Source organism: Coriobacteriia bacterium (assembly GCA_034370385.1).
Classification (GTDB): domain Bacteria; phylum Actinomycetota; class Coriobacteriia; order Anaerosomatales; family PHET01; genus JAXMKZ01.
The window spans coordinates 22249-42462 of sequence record JAXMKZ010000024.1; the positions used below are offsets into that span (position 1 = coordinate 22249).

The following is a 20214-nucleotide window of genomic DNA, read 5'->3' on the forward strand; positions in this document are numbered from 1 at the left end:
GAAAGCATAACCGAATCGAGTTGAGTGTGGCCCCTGTGCCGTACTCATTGCTGGAGGAGCCTGTTGACGCACAAGGACTTTGATTACTCGACCCCCGAGGCGCAGCAGGCCCTGAAGGGTGTGTCGGAGCTTGTGCTGGAGATACGCGACGAGTTTCTGGATCCAGTGCCTACGCCGGCGCCTATCCCAGCTGACCCGCGAGTACGTCTCTACGAGCGCTCGCTCGGCCTCGCCGTGATACCTGTCCTGGTCAGGCGTGCGTTCATCCGCATGCGCCACAGAGACGACGCCAAATGACGCAAGCGGCTCCGCTGAACGTGCTTCACGTCAACGACGCCGACCTTCGCGGCAAGAACTTCAATGGATACGACCTGCTGGTTGATCTCCGCCGCTACGGCATCCGCGGTAAGCAGGCCGTGCTAAACAAGCTCAGCGATAATCCGGACGTGTTCTCACTTTGCGCGTCAGATGCGGATAGGCGGCTTCACGACGCAGTCTGGCGAGTCGAGATTGAACACTCGATGAACGACGTGCTGTTCCCGTGGGGCAAGGTGCTCGCCGAATCTGATGAGTTTCAGCGGGCAGATGTAGTGCATTTTCACCTCATCCACAACCAGACAGTCTCGCTGCCCGACTTGGCGACGCTGTGCGCGGCCAAGCCATGTGTCTGGACCTTCCACGACTCCTGGCCGATCACCGGTCACTGCATCCAGCCCGGCGCTTGCCGGCGGTGGCTTGATGGCTGCGAGGTCTGTCCAGACCTCAACGCCGGGTTCGTCTTGAAGGAAGATCGTGCTAACCGGATGTGGCGGCTTAAGCAAGGAGTATTCGAGAATCTTGAGGTCGACGTCATCGTCGCGTCGGAGATGATGCGAGAGAACGTCAGGTGCAGTCCGATCACGGCGCACCTCGAGCACGTTCATCTGGTCCCGTTTGGTGTGGACAGCTCCAGCTTCGCCGGCGACGGGAGTGTGTCAGCCGCTCGCGAGGCACTTGGCGTCCCGTTGGACGATTACGTCATCATGTGCCGGTCCAGCCCGCAGGGGCTCAAGGGCCTCCCGTACCTCATCGAGGCGTTGGAGCTGGGTCCTCCGGGACGTGCCACGACGCTGCTGACCGTCGACCAGCCGGGGCTGGTTGTGCAACTGGAGCCTGACTACGGCATCGTTGAGTTGGGCTGGGTTGATGATTCGGAACTCTATCGGCAGGCATTCACGGCGTGCGATGTCTTCGTGATGCCATCAACCGCCGAGGGATTCGGGCTGATGGCTCTTGAGGCTATGGCATCGGCGCGCCCCGTAGTCTGCTTTGAGGGCACGACGCTTCCGTGGATCACGCATGCCCCGGAATGTGGCATCGCGGTCCCAATGGGAGACGCCCGGGCGCTGCGCGCCGCGCTAGACGCCCTTGCGGAGAGTCCTGAAGACGCCCAACGGCGCGGCGCTCTCGGGCGTGTCGTGACCGAGACGGAGTTCAGCCACGACGCATACCTGTCCGGGCTGGCCGATGTGTATCGGGGACTCGCGGCGCGTCGGCGCGCGACTACCTGAGCACTCGCCGGAACTCCTCGACGAAGACCGGCCGCTGGTGCGCCCATGAATGGTCGGCGGATCCCGCGAGTGATCGGCGTTTCAGGTCATCCAGTTCAAGCGCGGGCAGTGCGGACATCGCGACAAGCGCCGATGCCCACCCGCCGTGTTCGGCCTCATCGACGAGCCGGCCGTTCTTGTGGGTGCTGACGACGTGGGAGATTCCGGGTAGATCCGACCCGATGACTGCGAGTCCGGCAGCCATGTAGGTCAGCAGCTTCGTTGTCGTCGCGCGCCGCTCGTTCTCGTTACGCCCTCTCAACGCGACGATGCCCACGTCGTACGCCGCCGCGGTCTCCACGATCGACTCGCCACTGCAAGGCTCGACGATGCGCACCCGGTCCCCGAGGCCGAGATCCGCGATGCGCTGGCGTGGCGCATCGCCAAGGTAGTCCTCGCCCTGGAACGTGAGATCGACCGCGCCACCCGCGGCCGCGCATGCCTCGATGAGCTCCACGATCGGCCTATCGAAAGTCAGCGCTCCGAGGAACAGAAACCTGCGCGATTCCCCTGTCGGCCGGATGCTCGGGACCGAGTGTTCGGGAGCGTTGTCGTGTACTACCGGTCTTCGGAAGCCCGGGATGTCGCCGTATCTCTCTTCGTAGTAGTCCGCGTATCCGTCGCATGCGGTGACGAATCCGGCGACCTGTGACATCAGGTTTCGCTCGATCTTCCTCGCGCGTCTGCTGAACGCAGGGCCCAGGTGGTCATACTCCGGAATGAGGTCGATGGTCTCGTACACGAGCGGGACTCCCGAGCGAGCGGCAACCGCACTGGTGTTCTCCAGGTTGAGGTAGTCCACCGCCCAGAAGATGTCCGTGTTGGGGGCAAACTGCTGGAGCAGTTCGGTCCGCGGGGTCGTGGTGAACTCCGGCCCGAGCACCAGATCGACCGGCTTGCGCACCCACGGCTGATAGGCGAGTCGCCGGGCTATGCCCAGCGCGGTGTTCTCGACTCTCGAGCGTACTCCTCGCGCCGATGCCGAACCGGCGGGGACGAGCTCCTCGACCGCGGGTCGTCTACGAGTGTTCAAAGGGACAGGGTGGAACTCCTTGCCAGGAGGAGCAGGGGAGTCCTCGTAGAAGCCGACGATTCTGAGGTATGCGCCCGCGTCTTCCAGTGCCTGCATCTCAAGCAGGAAGCGCCGGTGAAACATGAGTGTGTTGCTGGCGACAAGGCAGATTCTTGCTCCAGCCAATGGCGTATCGAGTGCACTCATCGCGTGGCTTGGACTCCAAAGGGGTTGGTGGTAGATCAGTCGGATGCGCGAAGCCTGGCTATCTCCTCGACCAGCCGGCGTCCCTGTGCCGGCCACCAGTACTCGGGTGAGGCCTTCAGTGCTGCAGCCTTCAGGCGGTCGATGCGCGCGGGATCGTTGATGAGGGGTTCGAGGTCGCGCGCGATGGTCTCCGGAGAGGTCGAGTCGAGGTAGATTCCGTACGGGACGACATCCAGGATCGAACGTACTCCCACTGAGTCATACATCGCCATCGCGAGCCCCGCACACATGTAGTCGAACACCTTGTTGGGCAGTGTGACCGCGAAGTTCTCCTCCGAGATCTTTGCCGCCATGACGCCTACATCGTACTCGCGCAGCAGCTCGATGACATTCCAGTAGTCGAATGGCCCGTGCAGCCGCACGACGCCGGTCAGTCCGAGCTCTTCGATGAGCTCGACGAGTTCGCCCCGGCTGGTGGTTCGATTGAAGCCGTGGACGTCGAGGGTCGCACGCCCAGAGAGGTGAGCCATCGCCCGTATCAGGCCGTCGATGTTTCGGTCGGTCGAGAGTCCCCCGTGGAACACGAGCCTCACTGGACTGGAAGTCGGCAGCACCTCTTTGACCCGAGCAATGGGCGAGTTGAGAATCGTGAGCGGATGCGTGATTCCGTAGCGTGCCGAGATGCGGTCTCCCATTGGGTCGCTGACCGCAAGCACCAGGTCGGCCTTGGTTATCACGCGACCCTCCGTCGCCAGCAGTTGCTCTGCCCAGCCCGCGGCTGCATGCCACACCGGGTTCTTGAGGAAGCCTGCCCAGTACTCATGGCTGTCGTAGATGAGCCTCGCCCCCATGCGGCGCGCCGCTTCACTGGCTTCTGATAGGGGAGGAAGATCGACTGCTTGGACGAAGTCCGCACCGGTGTGGCGGATTGCGTTGATGAAGCGTCGCCGAGCAGACCTATAGCGCCACGTCTCCAAGGCACTGTTCCACGCTCCGTGCGCGAACCGGCAGACGGTATTGTTGAGCAAGTATCGAATCGCGTCGGAACGACTGGTCGAAGCATAGTAGATCGGCAGCTTCGGGCCCGGCACGGTGACGACCTCGTACGGTGAGTCGGTCAGAGCGCGTGGCATCAGGTGGTCCCACCCGACGAACACGACGTGCGCGCCTGCCTCAGCCAAGGAGATCGCTTGACGGTAGGTCCGCGTCCAGCCGGAGAAGTCAGCGTTGGACACGTAGCAGATCGTAGTTCCTGCCAGGACCCCGGCTTCGTGCGGGGAAGTCGGGCGGTTCATGACACGCGACGCCGTTTCAGGATGTGTGCAAACGCGTCAACGAGCGCTTGGCCCTGCGCGGGCCACCAGTAGTCGTGAGCAGCAGTGACCGCGGCTGACTTCATCTGAGCGATTCGGTCAGGGTCGCTGACGAGCGGCTCGAGGTCACGCGCAATCGACACCGGCGATGACGGATCGAGCGTAATGCCAAACGGCACTTCAGCCAGCACCGCACGCACGGCTGGGGAGTCGTACATGGCAACTGCGAGCCCCGCGCACATGCAATCGAACACCTTGTTGGGCAGCGTTACTTCGAAGTTCTCTTCAATCACCTTCGCGGTCATCACGCCGACATCGTAGCCGCTCAGAAGGTCGACGACGTCGGCGTACTCGAACGCGCCGTGGAATCGAACGGTGTCTGCCAGACCGAGCTCTTCGGCCAGGTTCGCGAGCGCGCCCAGATCGACTGTTCGGCTGAACCCGTGGATGTCGAGCGTGACGCGGTCTCCCATGAGCGCGACGGCGCGGATCAGTCCATCGATGTTGCGGTCATTCGAGAGACCGCCGTGATAGACGAGCCGGACCGGCTCCGAGACGGGTCGAGGTGTTTCGACGCGCTCAGGTGGGGAGTTCAGGATGGTGAGTGGCTTGTGGATGCCGTATATCTGAATGAGGCGCTCGCCCATGGTGTCGCTGGTGACCGTGATGAGGTCGGCATCGTGGATGCGCCGCCGCTCCACCGCCAACAGGCCTGCGGCTTCGAAGGGCTGTGCGTTGAAGTCGGGGTTACGAACGAACCCGACCCAGAGCTCGTGCGCGGCATAGACCAAGCGGCTGTGCAGCCGTTGGCTAGCCTGCCATGCGGTGTCGAGGGAAGGAAGGTCAACAGCTTGAACAATGTCCGCGTGCGTGTTGACGACGGCCTCCACGAGAGCTTCGTTGGCTTGCCAGTCGAAGTACAGGAACGGATGTGCGAGCCTCTTGTGGTACTCGCGATCGGCTTGCATATAGGCGCGATAGGCATCTGAGTGCCGATTCGCCCAGCTCCTCAGGAGATAGTCGAGTTGATTGACCGTGCGATTGGTGAGCACTCGTACCACCCGATTCTTACTCGTGGAACTGCGCCACACGATGGGCTCGCGGTCGGCGGGCATCTCTGGGGGCGTGGGAGCCACGTAGACGACGGGTTCAGGTGGCGGCACAAGGACGATCTCGTGACCCGAGTCCAGCAGCGCTTGCGGCATGAGGTGCTCATAGCCCACTATCACCACTCGGGCGCCAGAATCCGCGAGCGTGCGCGCCTGCTTCCATGTGCGCCAAACGCCGCCGAACGCTCCAGTGGAGACGTAGCAGAGAGTTTTGTTCCTGAAATCAATCGAGGGTCGTGCCATTGGTGGTGCGCACTCCAGGGGTTGCTGAGCCGGAAGCGGGCAGTCACCCGAACATGTGGTCGTTCGAGTCTCCTGAGCAGTCTACCCGATGGTGTTCGAGTCTCCCGAGTTCGTACCGATTCGCAAGCCGGGATCTGGGGCAGTGCAGGCTAGTGGAACCGACCCTGCGCCTTGAGCAGTTCGTAGTGCTCGATGTCACGGTACTTAACCACTCGGGCGGGATTGCCGACGGCAACGCCGCACCGGGCAATCTCGCCCGCAACCACAGCTCCGGCGCCGATGACCGCGCCCTCTCGGATGATCGACCCAGGCGTGACGATGACCCCGTAGCCAATCCAGACGTTGTCTTCGATCACTACCGGCTTGTGCACCACGCTGGAGTCGTAGGGCAGCGCTGTCCCGCCGTCGTAGTCGTGGTTGACGGTGAAGATGCGAACATCGCTTGCCGAGTGGAAGTTGTCACCGATGGTCACGCCGCCCCCACCGTCGATCCAGATGCCATTGAAGCTCACGTTGCCGCCCAGCCGTACATTGTGCCCGCCACCGATGACGCAGTCGCCGTTGACCCGAAGGCCGGGTCCGCAAGTTGCGACGGAACTCAGGACACGCTCCACGCGCTGCCTGTTCATCAGCATGGCGGCCCGTCTCCGGCGCGAATCCCGCATCCGCGCGAAGATGCTGTCCAGCATCAGCGACCCCCCGACTTGTGCAGCGTGGCCTCGTGCTCCCCGTCACTCAGGGCCCCGCAGACCTCTGCCACCCGAGCGCCCGCGCGCCCGTCACGCATGTGGGCGTAGCGCTCCTCGACCCTCAAGTACGTCTCGTCGTTCACTGCGGTGCCGGCTCTGATGGCGTCGATGCATCCAGCGAACTCCCCGGCGGTCGAGGCGCTCAGCGCCGTTCCGTCCACGACCAGCGGGACTGGATCGGGCGAGGCGAGCGGGTTGACGATGATGGTCGGCTTCCTGAGTGACGGCGTCTCGAATGCGACGGTCGAGGAATAGGTCGCCACGCAGTCGGCCTCGCCGATGAGGTCGTAGAGCGGGGCGTCGCGCACGATCTCGACCGCGAGATCAGGGTGCTCGGCAAGCGCCATCTCGTAGCCCAGCTCATGTCCTGCGCCAAGCGGGTGGAGCTTGAGCACGAGCCGGCAGTCGGAATCGAATTCGAGGAACTCGAGAATGACCTTGAGCGTCTCGTAGATAACCCAGCTAGTCAGCCGCCCGCCCGAGTGCTGTGCCGCAAACAGGACCACCAGCGGATGCCTTACGCCGACAGCGCGGGTGGCCGACGTCTCGCCTGACGCGGTCGGCGTGCTGGGAGGCAGTCCGTCGAGGAACGGGTTGCCGACAACGCGGATGCCGCTTGCGGGCGTACCCAGCGCTTCGAGCATCTCGGCATGCGCTGCACCAAAAACGCAAAACGCGTCGAACCCGAACTCGGCCCGGCGCACGGTCCGGGCAATAGAGCCGTGCTGTACGTTGACAGTGGGGACGCCTAGCTGCCGGGCGGGAGGAATCACGGACTCGATCACGGGGGAGGTCTCATTCGCACACAACAACACGGCTGGCGACGCTGCACCCAGAAGAATCTCGTGCGCATGCGCCCACGTGCTGACGGCGTTGTGGTGCCAAGCGAATCCGGACGCGATGTTGGCTGCGTACGCCGACAGGTCGCTCGAGCGCGCCCACTGTGCTATCACCAACGCGGTTTGTTCGTCGGCGGCGCGCGCGTCGAGGATGTCGTGCGGCGTTCCCAGGACACTGGTCTGGGGATTGAGGTGCACTACCGTCTCGAAGGCATCCGGTGCCTCTTTTCTCACGTCGCCCTCGACAGACATGTCGATGAGTACGTGCTGCCAACCAGTGCGTGAGAGCGCCGCGATCGCGCTCTTGAGCGCTCTGAGGTGCACCCGCTGACTCAGCAGCACAGCGCAGCGCGGTCCGCCTGCGGCGCTGCCCGCCAGCGCGGCGGCAGCAAGACGCAGGTCCGCACCTCGCCGCTGAGTGTCGTGGTCGAGCGCTCGTTCGGCCGCGCCTGCGTTGTGCGAGGTAGCCGCAGCGACCACGTCGTCATCGCGCGTGACTGCGGCAAGCGGGCCGGCAAGCGCCAGCTCGTCCAGTGCCGAAACGCCGACTGACTTGATGTCCGTCCACTCGCCGACGCTGGGGCGTACCGCCGTCGCACGCGCGCGCGCCTGCACGATTGGCCAGAGAACCCACATGAACACCGACCTCTTCGTGACAGCGAGCATCTCCGGCGAAAGCCAGGGGGCATCGGCCTTGAGATGATCGATGAGATTCGTCGCGAGTGCCCACCCCTCGGCTTCGAGTTCCGCCATCCGGTAGGTTACGTCGACCACAGACACGCGGTGTCCCGCCTGATGTCCGAGTGCCACAAGTCCCTCGAGCGTGAAGCAGACGATCTGCTCGGCGTCTGCGGCTAGCCGATGTGCCAGATCCCAGTCCGGATCAGCGCCGACAACCAGGACCGTGCCCTTCGCGGCTCGCGCCGCACTGGCCTCAACGGTCATGGCCAAGCTCCATCAGCTCTCGGGCGATGCGGCTTGCGCCTTCCCCGTCGATGAGCTCTCGCGAGGTGAGGTGCATTGCTAGAAGATCCTCACGCTGGGAATCGAGCCGCTCGACCGCTGTGTTCAGCTGGGCTAGAGACTCGCCGAGCGTGTCACCCAGTCGGCGACACGCTCCGGCATCTACCAGCTCGTCAGTGAGAAACCGGCGGTCCGCTGATTCGAGGATGTTGAGCGACGGTAGCCCCGCATACGCGGCCTGATAGGTGGTCGTGCCACCTGCCAGAATACCCATGGCGCACGTTCCCAGGATGTGCCACATCGACTCGTTGGTCTTCGCCAGAATGATCTCGTGCCGGGCACCACGCGCGCTCTCAACGAGGTCGTGGTACGAGTGGCTGTATCCCTCGCCGAGGAGTACCCACAGTAGTAGCTTGCGCTCATTCTCTCGCAGCGTGCGTACTACTTCGAGGGTCTTGTTTGCGGCGTCCGCTCCGCCCATCGATACCGCCACGGACAGGTACTCTCTCGCGAGCGTCTGCCGGTACATCTCGGTGGGGATTCGCTCGCAGCGATCCGCAACAACAGCATAGTCGAGCCCACTGCGGATTTCGGGATGACTCGGAGGGAGGTGCCAGCTCGGATCCTCGACTGATGTTCGGTGGAAAAGGACATCGACATCGCCCAAGTGGTCGAAGACGGGGGAGAGGCTCACGGTGGTAGCGTCGCGGGCTATCGCTTCGAAGTCGCTCGGTCCCATGCGGAGAAGATCGAAGACGACCACGCCCGGCGCGAACTTGCGAACCAGTGTGGCTGCTTGTTCCGCGTTCTCCACAACCGTGTGCGGCAGGCCTGCGTCTTCGAGCAAGGCCCGCGCGGCTGTGCCTCCTGTTACGATGATCTGAAGGTCGGCAGAGTTGGGCATCGCGGCAGCCACGGCGATCGTGCGGGTGAGATGACCCAAGCCGTCTGCAAGTGTGCCGGTGCACACGAATGCGACTCGCGACCCAGCCGCCTGCGGTCGGCTTTCGGACCCAGGAAGCATGGAGGAATCTAGCATAGGTCTTCCCAGGTTATCGGCTGGTACTTGGCGATTACGCTCGTGGGTTGGCGTCCCACAACGGCGCCCGCCTCGTTGGGCGCGAGCGGGCCCTCGGGTCGCACCACGAGGATGTCGGCCTCCGCCAGTGTCTCGCCTTGGGCTATGTCGCGCGCCGCATACACCGAGCGCCGGGCGCGCAGCTTGACCTCCTCCTCGGCGGGCAGCAGCTTCTCGGCGCGGGGCGTGCAGGCGCTATCGACGGATCGCACATCGCAAACGTAGCTCTTCAGGCCCTCGGGCTCCATTGCATACGAGTGGTCGAAGCCGGGAGCCGCGCGATCAAGCGTGAAGTGCTTCTCGACGCACGTCGCGCCCACGCCAACTGCAACCGCGGCGGCGAGATTGCTTTCAGTATGGTCAGAGAGGCCCACGGGCAGACCGAACTCCTGCTTCAGCGCGGCGAGGAAGCCCAGATTCATGTCCTCGAGCGCACACGGGTACACCGACACACAGTGCATGAGCACCACGTCGGTGTTACCGGTGGCCAGCACGTCGGAGACCGCTCGCTCTATCTCGCCTAGCGATGCCATGCCGGTCGAGATGACTACTCGCCGTCCAGTCTCAGCGCAGGCAACAAGGAGGCGAGAGTTGTTCAGATCACAGGAGGCGGTCTTGATGTAGGGGACGTCCAGCTCGTCGACGAGGGCGATGCCGCGGAGGTCAAACACGGTTGCCGTGAAGGGGATGCCGCTTGAGCGGCCGTACTCGGCGAGCTCGCGGTAGTCATCGTCTGAGAGCATCGCGGCGGCTCGCTGGATGAACACGGCGTTATCTTCGTAGTGACCATTGCGATAGAAACTGGGCAGGTAGAGGCCTTCGGGGTAGATGATCTGGAACTTGACGGTGTCGGCGCCTGCCGCTGCGGCGGTATCGACAAGACGCTTGGCTGTCGCGAGGTCGCCGCCGTGGTTGGTTCCTGCTTCAGCGATGATGTGGACTGACACGGGAGGTGGCCTCCTGATTGTAGGTGCCTAGCGTTCCGCGCAGTCTCGGACGGCCGCGGCGAAGCGCCTGAACCCGTCACTCATAACTGCGTACGACCGGTCCCAAGCAGGCTGAGCCGCCGCCCGGATGCCCGCAAGCTCGCCGAGGCGGTCATAGCGGTCCGCGACTGCAGCGACGATATCGTTCGTCTGTACCATGTCGATGTTCCACTCGCCGAATCCGATGGTGTCCATCAGGCTGAGAGCGCGCTCGTCGTAGCTGATCTTGATCGTTGGTACTCCGAAAGACAGGCACGGTATCGCCGCGTGCAGCCGGTACGTCACGCTCAGGTTGCATGCTCGCAGCATTGCGAGATAGGAGTACACGTCGCCCGTATAGACGTAGTCGATCGCATCAAAGGAGGCTGCGAACGCGACGTCGCGGTGGTCATGGCACAGCAGCCGGACATCCTCATGTCCGCGCGTCCGGAGGAAGTCGATCAGCCTGCATACGTCATCGTGGACTTCGGACTGCCTCCGCAGCGAAACGTTCATCAGCGCTGGATTCCTCACCGAAAGCAGAACGTCGGCCCTGTCCTTGCCGGTCAGCCTGGGAAGCCGGTCTTCGATGCGATTCAAGAAGCAGGTCGGGCACCCGCCCACGATCGTATCGGCGAATCCGATACTGCGCAGGTAGTCGCCTGTCGCGTTGTCCCTGGCCAGCGAGACCGACGCCTGCCTGTTGAGAGCGGCGACGGTCCCCTCGGGCATGACGTCCGTGCGGTCGGTCAGCTTTCCGTGTCGGTCGTATATCCGTCCGCGTGACAGGCTGAAGAGCATGAGCGGCACCTGCAGCGCTCCGAGGGCTTCGACGTTGACGTCGAGCTCGCCGTTCTCGTAGAGATTGCCGCCCCCAACAATCACGCCGTGCCCGTACTGATTGATCTCGTGGATGCTTCGAGCGGTGAGCCCGGCGTACGCAACGCTGTCGTACCGGGTGGTGGCAGGAATCGAGATGAGGTTAACGACTTCGCCAAAGGCCTCATACAGAAAGTGCTGCATCCCCGCATAGATCGCGTCGTTGCCGACGTTGTACCCCTTGGGTCGAATGCAGAAGAGGGTGGTCATCCAGGCCTCCGACGCTCACGGGTGAGCTCCAGCTGATGTGCATGTCACTTCAGGCGGGCGAGGGATTCCAGAGCCGGAGCCCACTTGCCGCGAAGCAGATTCTACCGCGCCAGCGGCCCTGATGCGCCGTCACGAGGATTCTGCCCTGGCTGCCGCTATGGAGCCCCATGTCGATCCGCTGGGATAGGGCGCGATCAAGGCGTGCAGATCCTGCCGCGAGTCGAGGAACCGCACGATGTCGGCAAGACGTATCCGCGGCGCATCTGCACGCAACGCGCCGTAGACGGTCCGGCATACGATCAGGTCCTCGGGGTAGTCCGCTGTGAGGCGGATGTCGCTGCGTCGAACGTCTTCCTCGCCGAGCAGTATCTGGACCTTGAAGTCATCGAGGTGCTCGCGCACGTACAGGCTGCACAGTTCGGAGCGGTGGCGTTGAGCGCCCTCACGATGAGAGGTCTCGAGTGCTTCAACGGTGAAGAGTTCGAACCCTGAGCCGACAGGAACCTCGGTCAGAACCGTCACATCGTTGGCATGCTCTATGTGCATCCTCCAGGAGTCAGCAAGGCGTTCCCAGTTGGTGAACGGCGACTCGGTCGTCAATCTGATAGCGTCTGTCCCACCGACCGCGTTCACGCATTGGATGAGCCGGGAAAGCACATCGTGCTCATCGCCGACGATGTAGGTGAGGTCCTGCAGTTCGGCGAACTCGATGAGCGCATCGTTGGCACGACCCTCAGCGATTCCTAAGACGACATCGGCCACCTCAGGTAGGCTGCGCAGCAAGTTGACTTGGTGCTGGAGTATTGGGACGCCAGCCTCGGCATCGAGGTTCTGCAAAGGCTTGCCATAGAGACGGCTGCCGGCTAGACGGCAGGCGAGAGTGGCGATCAGTCTCCGCATGAGAGGTCCTCAGCCGAAATCGGACGGTCGGTGTCCACGTCTATCGTGAGGCGACGACCGGTGGCTTCCTGGGGACGGTGAAGGAGACCGCGCGGGTCCTCCGGCGAGCGCTTCAGCATCACGTCGGCCGGGACTATGACGTGGCCAGCGGGCAGGTGGTTCGCAGCGACGACCACTTTGAGCGCCTTTCGCCTGTAGGCTTCCTCGGACTCGGACAGTTCCGTTGACGCGCTGCCGAGCGCTGGCTCGAGTTCGCGCAAGACCTTAACGAACTGGCTGAGCTCCTCAGGCGTGAGCGCGGACGCGCTGTCCACCAGATCAAGCTCGCGTTCGAGCGTCATGTGCTTCTCCAGCGTGACCGCTCCGACCGCCACTGCCATCAGCGGAATGTGCCAAGCGGCAGCACTCCTTCCGTCGCTGTGGTCCATGAACCCAAACCAGACGTCGGGAAATGTCAGGATGAGTTGCTGAAACCGGTGCAGGTTGTTGTCGGAAACGGCAGTCGGGAAGGATTGGAAGCCGTACAGAAGCCGGATGGGGGAGTCTGCGCCGAAATCATGGTCCTCAACAAGCGCACTGACCTCGTCTGCGCGAATCCCACCAATCGACACGTATACCCGGGGGAATGATTCGACTGCGCGTCCAATTAACTCTCTATTGTGGAAGTCCGAGGCGTGAATCTTCACGCCGTCGGCACCAATCTGTGCCGCTGTCGCGAGGCTGGTAGGCCCGAAGACGTCGAAGTAGAGCCTTCGCCCAGCGTCATGGACCGAGCTGGCTAGCTCGGTCCAGACGGACTGCTCCATTTCGAGACTGCGGTACCACTCGTAGCGGGGGTGAGAAGGAGTGGCGAGTTCGTCTGCGAGGACGAGCTGCAGTTTCACTGCGTCCGCGTTCGCGGTGAGCGCATTCAGCACCAGCCTGCGCGCCAGGTCCGGCCTTCCCTCATAGCCCTGTGCGAGTTCCGCGATCAGCTCGACGGCCAAAGCGTGATCCCCTCCTCGGACTGATCTGACTAGCAGGGCGAAAGTATGATAGTCGACCCAGTCGAACCAGAGAAGCTGTACCAAGAAGGCCAAATTACGGTAGACAATGGGCGGGTGTCTATATGGTGATGCTCCACGTGTCACGGCCCAAACATCTTGGTTCTGCCGCCGTACGACGGCACCTACATGTGGGGCTCGCGTGCCGCGAGCGACGGCCATATACTGACGTCGTACCTGACGATCGCTCCCGATGGCACGCTGCCGGCGGGGCCGGTGATGGACTTCTAGTCGCTCCACGAGATCGAGACCGGCTGGGACTACGGCTACATCTTGGTCTCCACAGACGGGGGCGCCAATTGGACGAGCCTGGCCGGCAACATCACGACCAGGACATCTACGAGACGGGCTGGAAGGTGGACGCGATCAAGGTGGGGCCGGCGGGTGTACCGTCTTCACCGATGACGTCGAGACGGTGAAGCCGCAGATCTCCGCGGAGTCGACCTTGGGCTACTTCGTGTACGACGAAGAGGCGGAGTCTGACGTGTGGGTCATCGTGCCGACGACGGCCACAGGTTGGTTCAGGCATAATGTGCCGTAGGTTCGCGCGTGCCGGGATGGGCCTGTGGTAGCGGCCCGATTCTTGGTTCGCCCGTGAGGAGCCGGAACGTGGAGTGACTGCGCGCGGCCCTGGCATTTGTGCTGGGGCCGCTGCGCGCGAGGCTCGTCCCGAGTACGCGGCTTGGGCCTGAAGTCCGTCGAGACCGTCTTCAAGGAAGGGTAGGCAGCTGTGAGGGCGACGCCACCGGTGAAGGCATCAACAGTCGCCGACATAATCGGATGGAGAGCGCTCTTGGTCGCGGTCTTCTTGACGCCGCTTGCGATGACCGATTTCGGATGGCTTGGCTTCGAGCAGGCGTTCACGGCCAACATATACAACGAGGCTAAGATGTTTGTCCTGCGCGCCTCGACTCTTGTGGCGCTCGGAGCGTGGGCCTGGGCGGCACTTGTCAACGGACGTTCTGTCCGGCGCACGGTGCTCGATCCGTGGGTGTTGGGGTTTGTCGCGTGGCTGAGCGTGACCACGGCATTCTCGATTCATCCGCCGACTTCGGTCTTCGGTCACTACACGCGCGGTGAGGGCCTGCTCACGTACTTGATCTACGCGGCGATCTTCTTCCTTACCGTCCAGTTCGCGAACAAGGGCTCACGGTTGCGGGAGATGGCACTGGCGGTCTTCTGGTCGGGTTCGATTGTCTCCGCGTACGGCGTGCTCCAGTTCTTGGGTGTCGACTGGGTTCGTGACGTGCCCGCGTTTCTTGAGGGGCGAGCGTACTCGACGCTTGGTAACCCCCTCATCCTTGGTAGCCAGTTGATGTTCGTGCTGCCGATCTCGATAGCTCTTGCCCTCGCGGAGAAGCGCATCGCATGGAGAGCCGTCTACTGGTCGGGGGCGATGCTCGCGGCGATCGCGCTCATGGCGACCTTCTCCAGGAGCGCCTGGCTGGGTGCAGCGGTCGCCTGTGCGCTGATGGTGGCCTATGCCGTCTTCCAGAGGGTACGGATCGAACGTCAAGTGGATGTGCCCTTCGCGGCGCTCACGCTCTTGCTGCTGATGCTCGGCATCGTGCGTAGCCTTGGAGCCTCGGACAGGGTGACGAACGTTCTTGCTCGGCTCGGTGAACTGCTTGAGTTCGAGTCGGGGAGCGGGTTCACCCGCGTTGGACTGTGGAGGGCTGCGCTTGCCGCGGCAGCCGATCGTCCGTGGACGGGATTCGGGCTGGACACGTTCAGACTCTTCTCGCCCGTCTACTTCGAACCCCGTTACGCAAGCGCGGGCGACTATCTCGCCATCCCGGACAACGCTCATAGCTATCCGATGCAGCTGCTGTCGACAGCTGGCTTCATAGGACTCGCGCTCTTCCTCGCCGTGGTCGGAATCGCGGCATGGACATCCGCACGAAAGACGCTCGCGGTCCCTCGCGGTTCCGGAAATCCGACGCTTCTCGTTCTCGCGGCCTTCTGGGCGGCGGGCGCCGGGTACCTCGTGAATCTCATCGCCAACATATCGATGCCGGGGACGACCTTCATGCTGTGGGTTGCGATGGCTCTGGTACTGGCTCCGGCGGCTTGGGAGAGACCGCTACAGGCCAAGGCCCACGCACGACCCTTGGCCGCCATCGCGGTTGGACTGTGCGCGATCCTTGTCGTTGCGAGCTTCGTTCCGCTGTACGCGGACAATCAGTACCTGAAGGGCCAGGCGCTGGGCGACCCGCAGGCAAGGATTGACGCCGCTGAAACCGCGGTCAGGCTGGCTCCGTACTACGACACATACCGGGTGACGCGAGCCGTTGCGTACGCCGACCCGGCGATTCAGCGACTGAGCGCAGGCGCACGCACCGGCCAGGTTGCCCCGCCTGTGCTGGAGGAGTACAAGCAGGCGCTGGAAATGCTCGAGGACGCGCAGACCTTCTCCCCATGGGAGCAGGATCTCATCGCGCTGCGAGTCATCGTCCTAAACCTCGGAGGCAGCGTCATCGGGCCCTCCTACTACGACGATGCAATACGAACGAGCGAAAAGGCTCTGGAACGATTCCGCTACGCGCCGACCCTGCGGCTCCAGTACGCGAAGGCGCTCGAAGGCGCGGGTCGAACCGCCGAGGCTCAGCGTCAGCTCGAGAGCTTGGTGGAACTGGAACCCAGGATGCCGGAGGCAGCGGTACAGCTCGCTCGCCTCTACGCCGCCCAGAACGAGACGCAGAAGGCGATGGACGTGCTGCTGGCCGCCCAAACCACTGCGGTTGAAGGTACGCTGATATCGGCCGCGTTGGGCGCACTCGAACGAGGAGAACCCCTCCCGGCTGTATCGTGGTAGATGACCGCGGAGCCTAGAGGAGGACGGACCGATGCATTACGGCGTCCACAGCGCGGCATGAGTGGCCCTAGGCGACTCGGCACAGTGGGCGCGCAGGCTGCGCCATGCGATTCTCTCGCGGAGAGAATCGCATGGCGCAGCCTGCTGACTGCCGTGTTTCTGATTCCGCTTGCGAATGCTGTCTTCACCATGCCGTTCACAGGTCGCACCGTCATCTATGACATGTACGACCTTCCGAAGATGTTCGTTCTGTGGTCAACGGTATTCGTCGCACTGGGATCATTCAGCTGGTATGTCTTCGCTGAGGGTGGCAGAGTTCGAGCCAGTCGCGCATTCGCGATCATACCGGTGCTTCTTGGTTGGCTCGCTTTGGTCACGGCGTTATCGGTGAGTCCGTCAACCTCTCTCTTCGGACAGTACCAACGGAGTGAGGGGCTGGTGACATACCTGCTCTACGCGGCAGTCTTCGTTCTCACGGTTCAGCTCGTCAGCAGCGCCCATCGTGTTCGCAATATCGCGATGACGCTCGTAGCAGCGAGCGCTCCGGTTTCTATCTACGGCATCATCCAGTTCTTCTACATTGATCCCGTGGCGTGGCAGAACTTGGACTTCGCCGGCAGGGCCTTCTCTACCTACGGAAACCCCGGGGGGTTGAGCAACTTCCTCGTCTTCTCCGTGGCGGTCTCGTTCGCCCTTGTGGCCTCTGAGCGCAGCGACAGGCTACGCGTCACTTGGTGGCTGGTGCTGCTGCTGAATATCCTGGCTTTGGTGTTGACCTTCACGCGTGGTGCCTGGATCGGATCCGTCGTCGCGCTGGGAGTCGCAGCTCTGATTCTGGCCAGGCAGGGTGTTAGGCCCATCCGGAAGATAGACCTCCCGTTCTCGGTTGGCGCGGCTATCCTGTTGGCCACGTTCGCGCTCGTCGACAGGCGCGGCGACAGTGTGACAAGCCTTCCAAGCCGGCTCGCATCGCTCGTCCAGCCCACCGCCGGGAGTGGGATGACTCGCCTCAAACTCTGGGAGGCCGCAACGGGGGCGATCGCGGACAGGCCCGCGTTCGGTTTTGGTCCAGACACGTTCCAGCTGGTGTTTCCCGCGTATCGAACCCCGGACTACTTCCTCTCAGCTCCGCTGGCCGCCTTCGCGGACAATGCGCACAGTTACCCCCTGCAGCTGGCCGCATCGGTTGGCATCGTAGGAGCGCTGCTGCTGTTCGGGAGTCTCGCTTGGATTCTCTATACATGCCGCCACGTGATCGCGTCGCGGGCGAGCTCACGCGCTAATGCCGTGGTCGCGGGTTTCACCGGGGCGATTGTCGGCTACCTCGTTACCCTCCTCTTCGGAATCTCTGAGCCGGGGACGACGTTCCTGCTATGGATTGCGCTCGGGATCGTCGCCGCGCCATCTGCCACCACCGCCGTTCTGAGCAAGCGACTCACTCGAACCAGCACGGCGATCGTCGCAGTTGCCATCTGTGCCGGTCTGTTCTTGTACGGGCTGGTTCCCATCTTCGCAGACCTACGATACTTCGAGGCGCGATTCTCGATTGGCCAGACGAGAACAGATGCCGTCAACGACGCTGTGAGACTGGCTCCGTACCGTGTCGAGTATCGGAAGTACCAGACGCAGGTCCATCTAGAGAACGCTCGAGACTCTGTGCTTGATGCTCTGCGCACCGAAGCTGGCGTGACTGAAACAGTCAGGTCTTCTTGGGATAGCGCTCTCGCGTATGCTGAGAGCGCTATCTCCGAGTTTCCGTGGGATTATCAGGACTACCAACTGTTAGCTTTAAGCTACCTCTTCGGCGGATCAGAAGTGGACTCCGCGTACTACGCGAACGTGGTTGATGTGACCAGCAGAGGGCTTGCTCGGTTCCCCAACAGTCCGATTCTGCTGATTCAGCGCGCTGAGGCTCGGGCGGCGCAGGGCGACGCACGGTCTGCCCGAGAGGATCTGCAGCGTTCACTCGAAATGGAACCGCGGGCCGACACGACTGCATTGAAGGCCAAGATCGAGTCGCTTGAGGCGACGAGCCCCGCGCGACAAGAGACCCCTGTCTCTCCCTGAAAGGTGCTCGTGAGAGCTGAACTGAGGCTCGCATTGGATGATTGCCACAGACTGGCGGAGGTCGCATGAAGATGGGTACTGACCGCATCCACATATACGACACCACCCTGCCCGACGGCGAGCAGTCGCCGGGCGCTTCGATGAACACCGAGGAGAAGGTCACGATTCGCGTGCGCGCCGGTATCTCCACCAGACGTGGCGCTCACTCGGACATCATCGTTGCGAGCGCGAAGGCGTACACCAACGCGCACAACCGGCTGCTTGTGGCCGAGAAACGCGAAGTCGCGGACGAGGTGCAGGGGCGATGAGCCGAGTCGCGACCGCAGCCGCATGGACGCTGGCTGCGACGCTTTGCGCAAGCATGCTCGCTTGGACCAACCTCACCGGACTTGGCATCGGAGCTAATCCGCTCACCTACGATGACCTTGCTCTAGCGCGTTTCGTCGCAGGAACCATAGGCATCTCGGCGGTCTGGTTCCTGCTGGCGCTGATGATCGAGCGCGGCAATCCGCTGAGCGTCGACAACACGCTGCTTGCCCTTGGCGCGCTTGCCTTGTGGTCGGTGCTCTCTGCGGCCTTTGCAGGCACGACGCTCGTGTGGCTTGGCCAGTCGGAGCGACTCGAAGGGGTCGCCACGATGTTTCTCTACGCGCTGGCATACGGAGCCGGCCTGCAGGTTGGTCGTGCGCGACGGGTCGTGCGCACGCTCGCCGCGACGGTCGCGGTGTGCGCGACTTTGCTCGCGGTCCACGGGCTGCTGCAAGTGATCGGCCTTGACCCCACCAGCTACTTACATAGCGGGTCGACGCTCTATCTTGGCTCGGCGTTCGCCAGCCTGAGTAATCCGAACTTCCTTGCGGGTGTGCTCGTAATCGCACTGCCGATTGCCGGAGGGCTTGCCGCGAGCGCGTCATCGACGCTGGCGAAGTGGTCTTGGGCCGCAATCGGCGCGGTCATACTGGCGGCTCTCTATGCTACCTACTCGCAAGGCGCCTGGCTCGGGGCAGTCGTCCAGCTGGCGATCGCAGTGGCTCTTTGGGTGGTGGCGCGGGGCCGGGTGCGGCCTGCCGGTGAGCGTGAGGCTGACAGTCCGAGCGCGGGGCGTGCCGGGGCGGGGCGGACGCGACTTGCTTGGCTTGTCTCTGCGTCCATAGTGCTTGTCGGCGTCATCATCATCGTCGCCGTGACCGGAGTCGCCACGTCGCGGGGCTTGCGCCTGTGGGGGTCAAGCCTCTCCGAGACGGGCTCGGGCCGCATCCTGCTCGTACAGACCACGGCGGGTGCCGTTGCCGACAAGCCCGTTCTGGGGTTTGGCGCGGACAACTACCTTGAGGCGTTTCTGCTTCACAGGCCTGATCGGTTCGTCGAGGTTTTCGGCGAGCAGTCCACGACGAACAATGCGCACTTCTGGCTGTTGCAGTATGCGGCGACGCTTGGAGTGGTGGGTGCGCTTCTGTTGGCGGCGGCCCTGGGTATGGGTCTGTGGCGGGCAAGACCGGTTGTCGCGGGCGAGTCCGAGCAAGCCAACGCGCTTCAGGTGGCCATCTGGCTTGGATTGGTTGGCTACGCGGTTCAGATGATGTTCAACGTGGCGGTGCTCGCCTCGACAGTACCGTTCTGGGTGCTTATGGGCGCGCTCTGTGCGCCGCGCGCCCGCCGTATGGTTGTGGAAGGCCGGTCGAAACGCGTGCTCACGGTTGCGACGGCCACGCTTCTTGCTGTCTCGATCCTGGGCGGGGGAGCGCTCATCTCAGCTGACGCGCTCTACATGGCGTCCCGCGATGCGTATTGGGGTGATGCTCCGGGCGACCCGGTTGCGCTCGCCGGGCGCGCGGCGCAACTGAACCCCCTGTCAATCAAGTATGCGCGCGGAGAGGCTCAGGCCCGCTCAGCGCTTGTATCTCAGGCCATAGAGGGGGGTGGGTCCGCACAGGACGTTCGTCGGCTCCACGACGAAGCGGTCGCGGCGTTCGAACGCACGTTGTCACGCTCGCCCAGAGACTACGCTGCGCACTCATGGCTTGCGGGACTGCACCTGCGCGTTGGGACGCATCTGGGAGATCAGGAGCTTGTCGAGGAGGCGTTCTCGCTGGCCAGGACGGCCGCCACTCTCGATCGCACGCACTGGAGCGTGGTGCCGCTTCTCGATGGGGACACCTCTGACGGCGCGGCTCGGCTCGCGGCCTTGGCGCCGCCTTTGCCCTGAGACCAAGACCGAGGCGCGAGTAGCGGC

18 protein-coding genes are annotated in these 20214 nt (G+C 63.2%); 8 read left to right on the forward strand and 10 right to left on the reverse strand.

Features of this window, described 5'->3' with window-relative positions:
- Positions 1–63 precede the first annotated feature (63 nt).
- Together U1E26_05845 and U1E26_05850 are read left to right on the forward strand one after the other, a co-directional pair.
- Positions 64–297: a hypothetical protein gene (locus U1E26_05845; protein MDZ4169160.1), complete on the forward strand. Its 234-nt coding sequence runs from the start codon at positions 64–66 to the stop codon at positions 295–297.
- Positions 294–1550, forward strand: coding sequence for a glycosyltransferase (locus U1E26_05850; GenBank protein ID MDZ4169161.1), 1257 nt, complete (start codon positions 294–296; stop codon positions 1548–1550). Before U1E26_05845 ends, U1E26_05850 begins: the two co-directional genes overlap by 4 nt.
- Here the strand turns inward: U1E26_05850 and U1E26_05855 are convergent.
- From U1E26_05855 to U1E26_05900, 10 genes are all read right to left on the reverse strand, one after another.
- A complete protein-coding gene (locus U1E26_05855) occupies positions 1543–2808 on the reverse strand; it encodes a glycosyltransferase (GenBank protein MDZ4169162.1) in 1266 nt (421 codons plus the stop codon). The genes U1E26_05850 and U1E26_05855 overlap by 8 nt on opposite strands.
- Positions 2809–2843: 35 nt before the next feature.
- Positions 2844–4103 carry a glycosyltransferase gene (locus tag U1E26_05860; GenBank protein ID MDZ4169163.1) on the reverse strand — a complete coding sequence of 420 codons (1260 nt, stop codon included), beginning with the start codon at positions 4101–4103 and terminating at the stop codon, positions 2844–2846.
- Positions 4100–5344: a glycosyltransferase family 4 protein gene (locus tag U1E26_05865; GenBank protein MDZ4169164.1), complete on the reverse strand. Its 1245-nt coding sequence runs from the start codon at positions 5342–5344 to the stop codon at positions 4100–4102. Before U1E26_05865 ends, U1E26_05860 begins: the two co-directional genes overlap by 4 nt.
- Positions 5345–5622: 278 nt before the next feature.
- A complete protein-coding gene (locus tag U1E26_05870) occupies positions 5623–6162 on the reverse strand; it encodes an acyltransferase (protein MDZ4169165.1) in 540 nt (179 codons plus the stop codon).
- On the reverse strand, positions 6162–8006 hold the full coding sequence (locus U1E26_05875) for a hypothetical protein (protein MDZ4169166.1): 1845 nt from the start codon (positions 8004–8006) through the stop codon (positions 6162–6164). Before U1E26_05875 ends, U1E26_05870 begins: the two co-directional genes overlap by 1 nt.
- Positions 7996–8967, reverse strand: coding sequence for a hypothetical protein (locus tag U1E26_05880; GenBank protein MDZ4169167.1), 972 nt, complete (start codon positions 8965–8967; stop codon positions 7996–7998). Before U1E26_05880 ends, U1E26_05875 begins: the two co-directional genes overlap by 11 nt.
- Before the next feature lie 89 nt (positions 8968–9056).
- Entirely contained in the window at positions 9057–10049 is a 993-nt protein-coding gene (locus tag U1E26_05885; protein MDZ4169168.1) for an N-acetylneuraminate synthase family protein, read from the reverse strand.
- 27 nt (positions 10050–10076) lie between these two features.
- Complete coding sequence (locus U1E26_05890; GenBank protein MDZ4169169.1) at positions 10077–11156, reverse strand: polysaccharide pyruvyl transferase family protein; 1080 nt, start codon at positions 11154–11156, stop codon at positions 10077–10079.
- Between the two features lie 129 nt (positions 11157–11285).
- Positions 11286–12056 carry an acylneuraminate cytidylyltransferase gene (locus tag U1E26_05895; GenBank protein MDZ4169170.1) on the reverse strand — a complete coding sequence of 257 codons (771 nt, stop codon included), beginning with the start codon at positions 12054–12056 and terminating at the stop codon, positions 11286–11288.
- The gene (locus tag U1E26_05900) at positions 12044–13042 is read right to left on the reverse strand and encodes an N-acetylneuraminate synthase family protein (protein ID MDZ4169171.1); all 999 of its coding nucleotides are present in this window, start codon (positions 13040–13042) and stop codon (positions 12044–12046) included. The genes U1E26_05895 and U1E26_05900 overlap by 13 nt, the downstream gene beginning before the upstream one ends.
- Before the next feature lie 156 nt (positions 13043–13198).
- On the opposite strand from U1E26_05900, the gene U1E26_05905 reads away from it, so the two are divergent.
- The 6 genes from U1E26_05905 to U1E26_05930 all read left to right on the forward strand — a co-directional run bounded on the left by U1E26_05905 (position 13199) and on the right by U1E26_05930 (position 20187).
- Positions 13199–13330: a hypothetical protein gene (locus U1E26_05905; protein MDZ4169172.1), complete on the forward strand. Its 132-nt coding sequence runs from the start codon at positions 13199–13201 to the stop codon at positions 13328–13330.
- A gap of 184 nt (positions 13331–13514) precedes the next feature.
- The gene (locus tag U1E26_05910) at positions 13515–13640 is read left to right on the forward strand and encodes a hypothetical protein (protein ID MDZ4169173.1); all 126 of its coding nucleotides are present in this window, start codon (positions 13515–13517) and stop codon (positions 13638–13640) included.
- Positions 13641–13847: 207 nt separating this feature from the next.
- Positions 13848–15914, forward strand: a complete 2067-nt coding sequence (locus U1E26_05915; GenBank protein MDZ4169174.1) for an O-antigen ligase family protein — start codon at positions 13848–13850, stop codon at positions 15912–15914.
- Between the two features lie 57 nt (positions 15915–15971).
- Positions 15972–17981 (forward strand): O-antigen ligase family protein, encoded by a 2010-nt coding sequence (locus U1E26_05920; GenBank protein MDZ4169175.1) that lies wholly within the window; start codon positions 15972–15974, stop codon positions 17979–17981.
- 71 nt (positions 17982–18052) lie between these two features.
- Positions 18053–18289 carry an alpha-isopropylmalate synthase regulatory domain-containing protein gene (locus tag U1E26_05925; GenBank protein MDZ4169176.1) on the forward strand — a complete coding sequence of 79 codons (237 nt, stop codon included), beginning with the start codon at positions 18053–18055 and terminating at the stop codon, positions 18287–18289.
- Positions 18286–20187 (forward strand): O-antigen ligase family protein, encoded by a 1902-nt coding sequence (locus tag U1E26_05930; GenBank protein ID MDZ4169177.1) that lies wholly within the window; start codon positions 18286–18288, stop codon positions 20185–20187. Before U1E26_05925 ends, U1E26_05930 begins: the two co-directional genes overlap by 4 nt.
- Positions 20188–20214 lie beyond the last annotated feature (27 nt).

Bases quoted from the DNA above. Each gene is read 5' to 3' on its own strand.
- U1E26_05870 (MDZ4169165.1), bottom strand. From the start codon at position 6,162: ATGCTGGACAGCATCTTCGCGCGGATGCGGGATTCGCGCCGGAGACGG.
- U1E26_05850 (MDZ4169161.1), top strand. From the start codon at position 294: ATGACGCAAGCGGCTCCGCTGAACGTGCTTCACGTCAACGACGCCGAC.
- U1E26_05920 (MDZ4169175.1), top strand. From the start codon at position 15,972: ATGAGTGGCCCTAGGCGACTCGGCACAGTGGGCGCGCAGGCTGCGCCA.
- U1E26_05860 (MDZ4169163.1), bottom strand. From the start codon at position 4,103: ATGAACCGCCCGACTTCCCCGCACGAAGCCGGGGTCCTGGCAGGAACT.
- U1E26_05895 (MDZ4169170.1), bottom strand. From the start codon at position 12,056: ATGCGGAGACTGATCGCCACTCTCGCCTGCCGTCTAGCCGGCAGCCGT.
- U1E26_05855 (MDZ4169162.1), bottom strand. From the start codon at position 2,808: ATGAGTGCACTCGATACGCCATTGGCTGGAGCAAGAATCTGCCTTGTC.
- U1E26_05930 (MDZ4169177.1), top strand. From the start codon at position 18,286: ATGAGCCGAGTCGCGACCGCAGCCGCATGGACGCTGGCTGCGACGCTT.
- U1E26_05925 (MDZ4169176.1), top strand. From the start codon at position 18,053: ATGGGTACTGACCGCATCCACATATACGACACCACCCTGCCCGACGGC.
- U1E26_05875 (MDZ4169166.1), bottom strand. From the start codon at position 8,006: ATGACCGTTGAGGCCAGTGCGGCGCGAGCCGCGAAGGGCACGGTCCTG.
- U1E26_05890 (MDZ4169169.1), bottom strand. From the start codon at position 11,156: ATGACCACCCTCTTCTGCATTCGACCCAAGGGGTACAACGTCGGCAAC.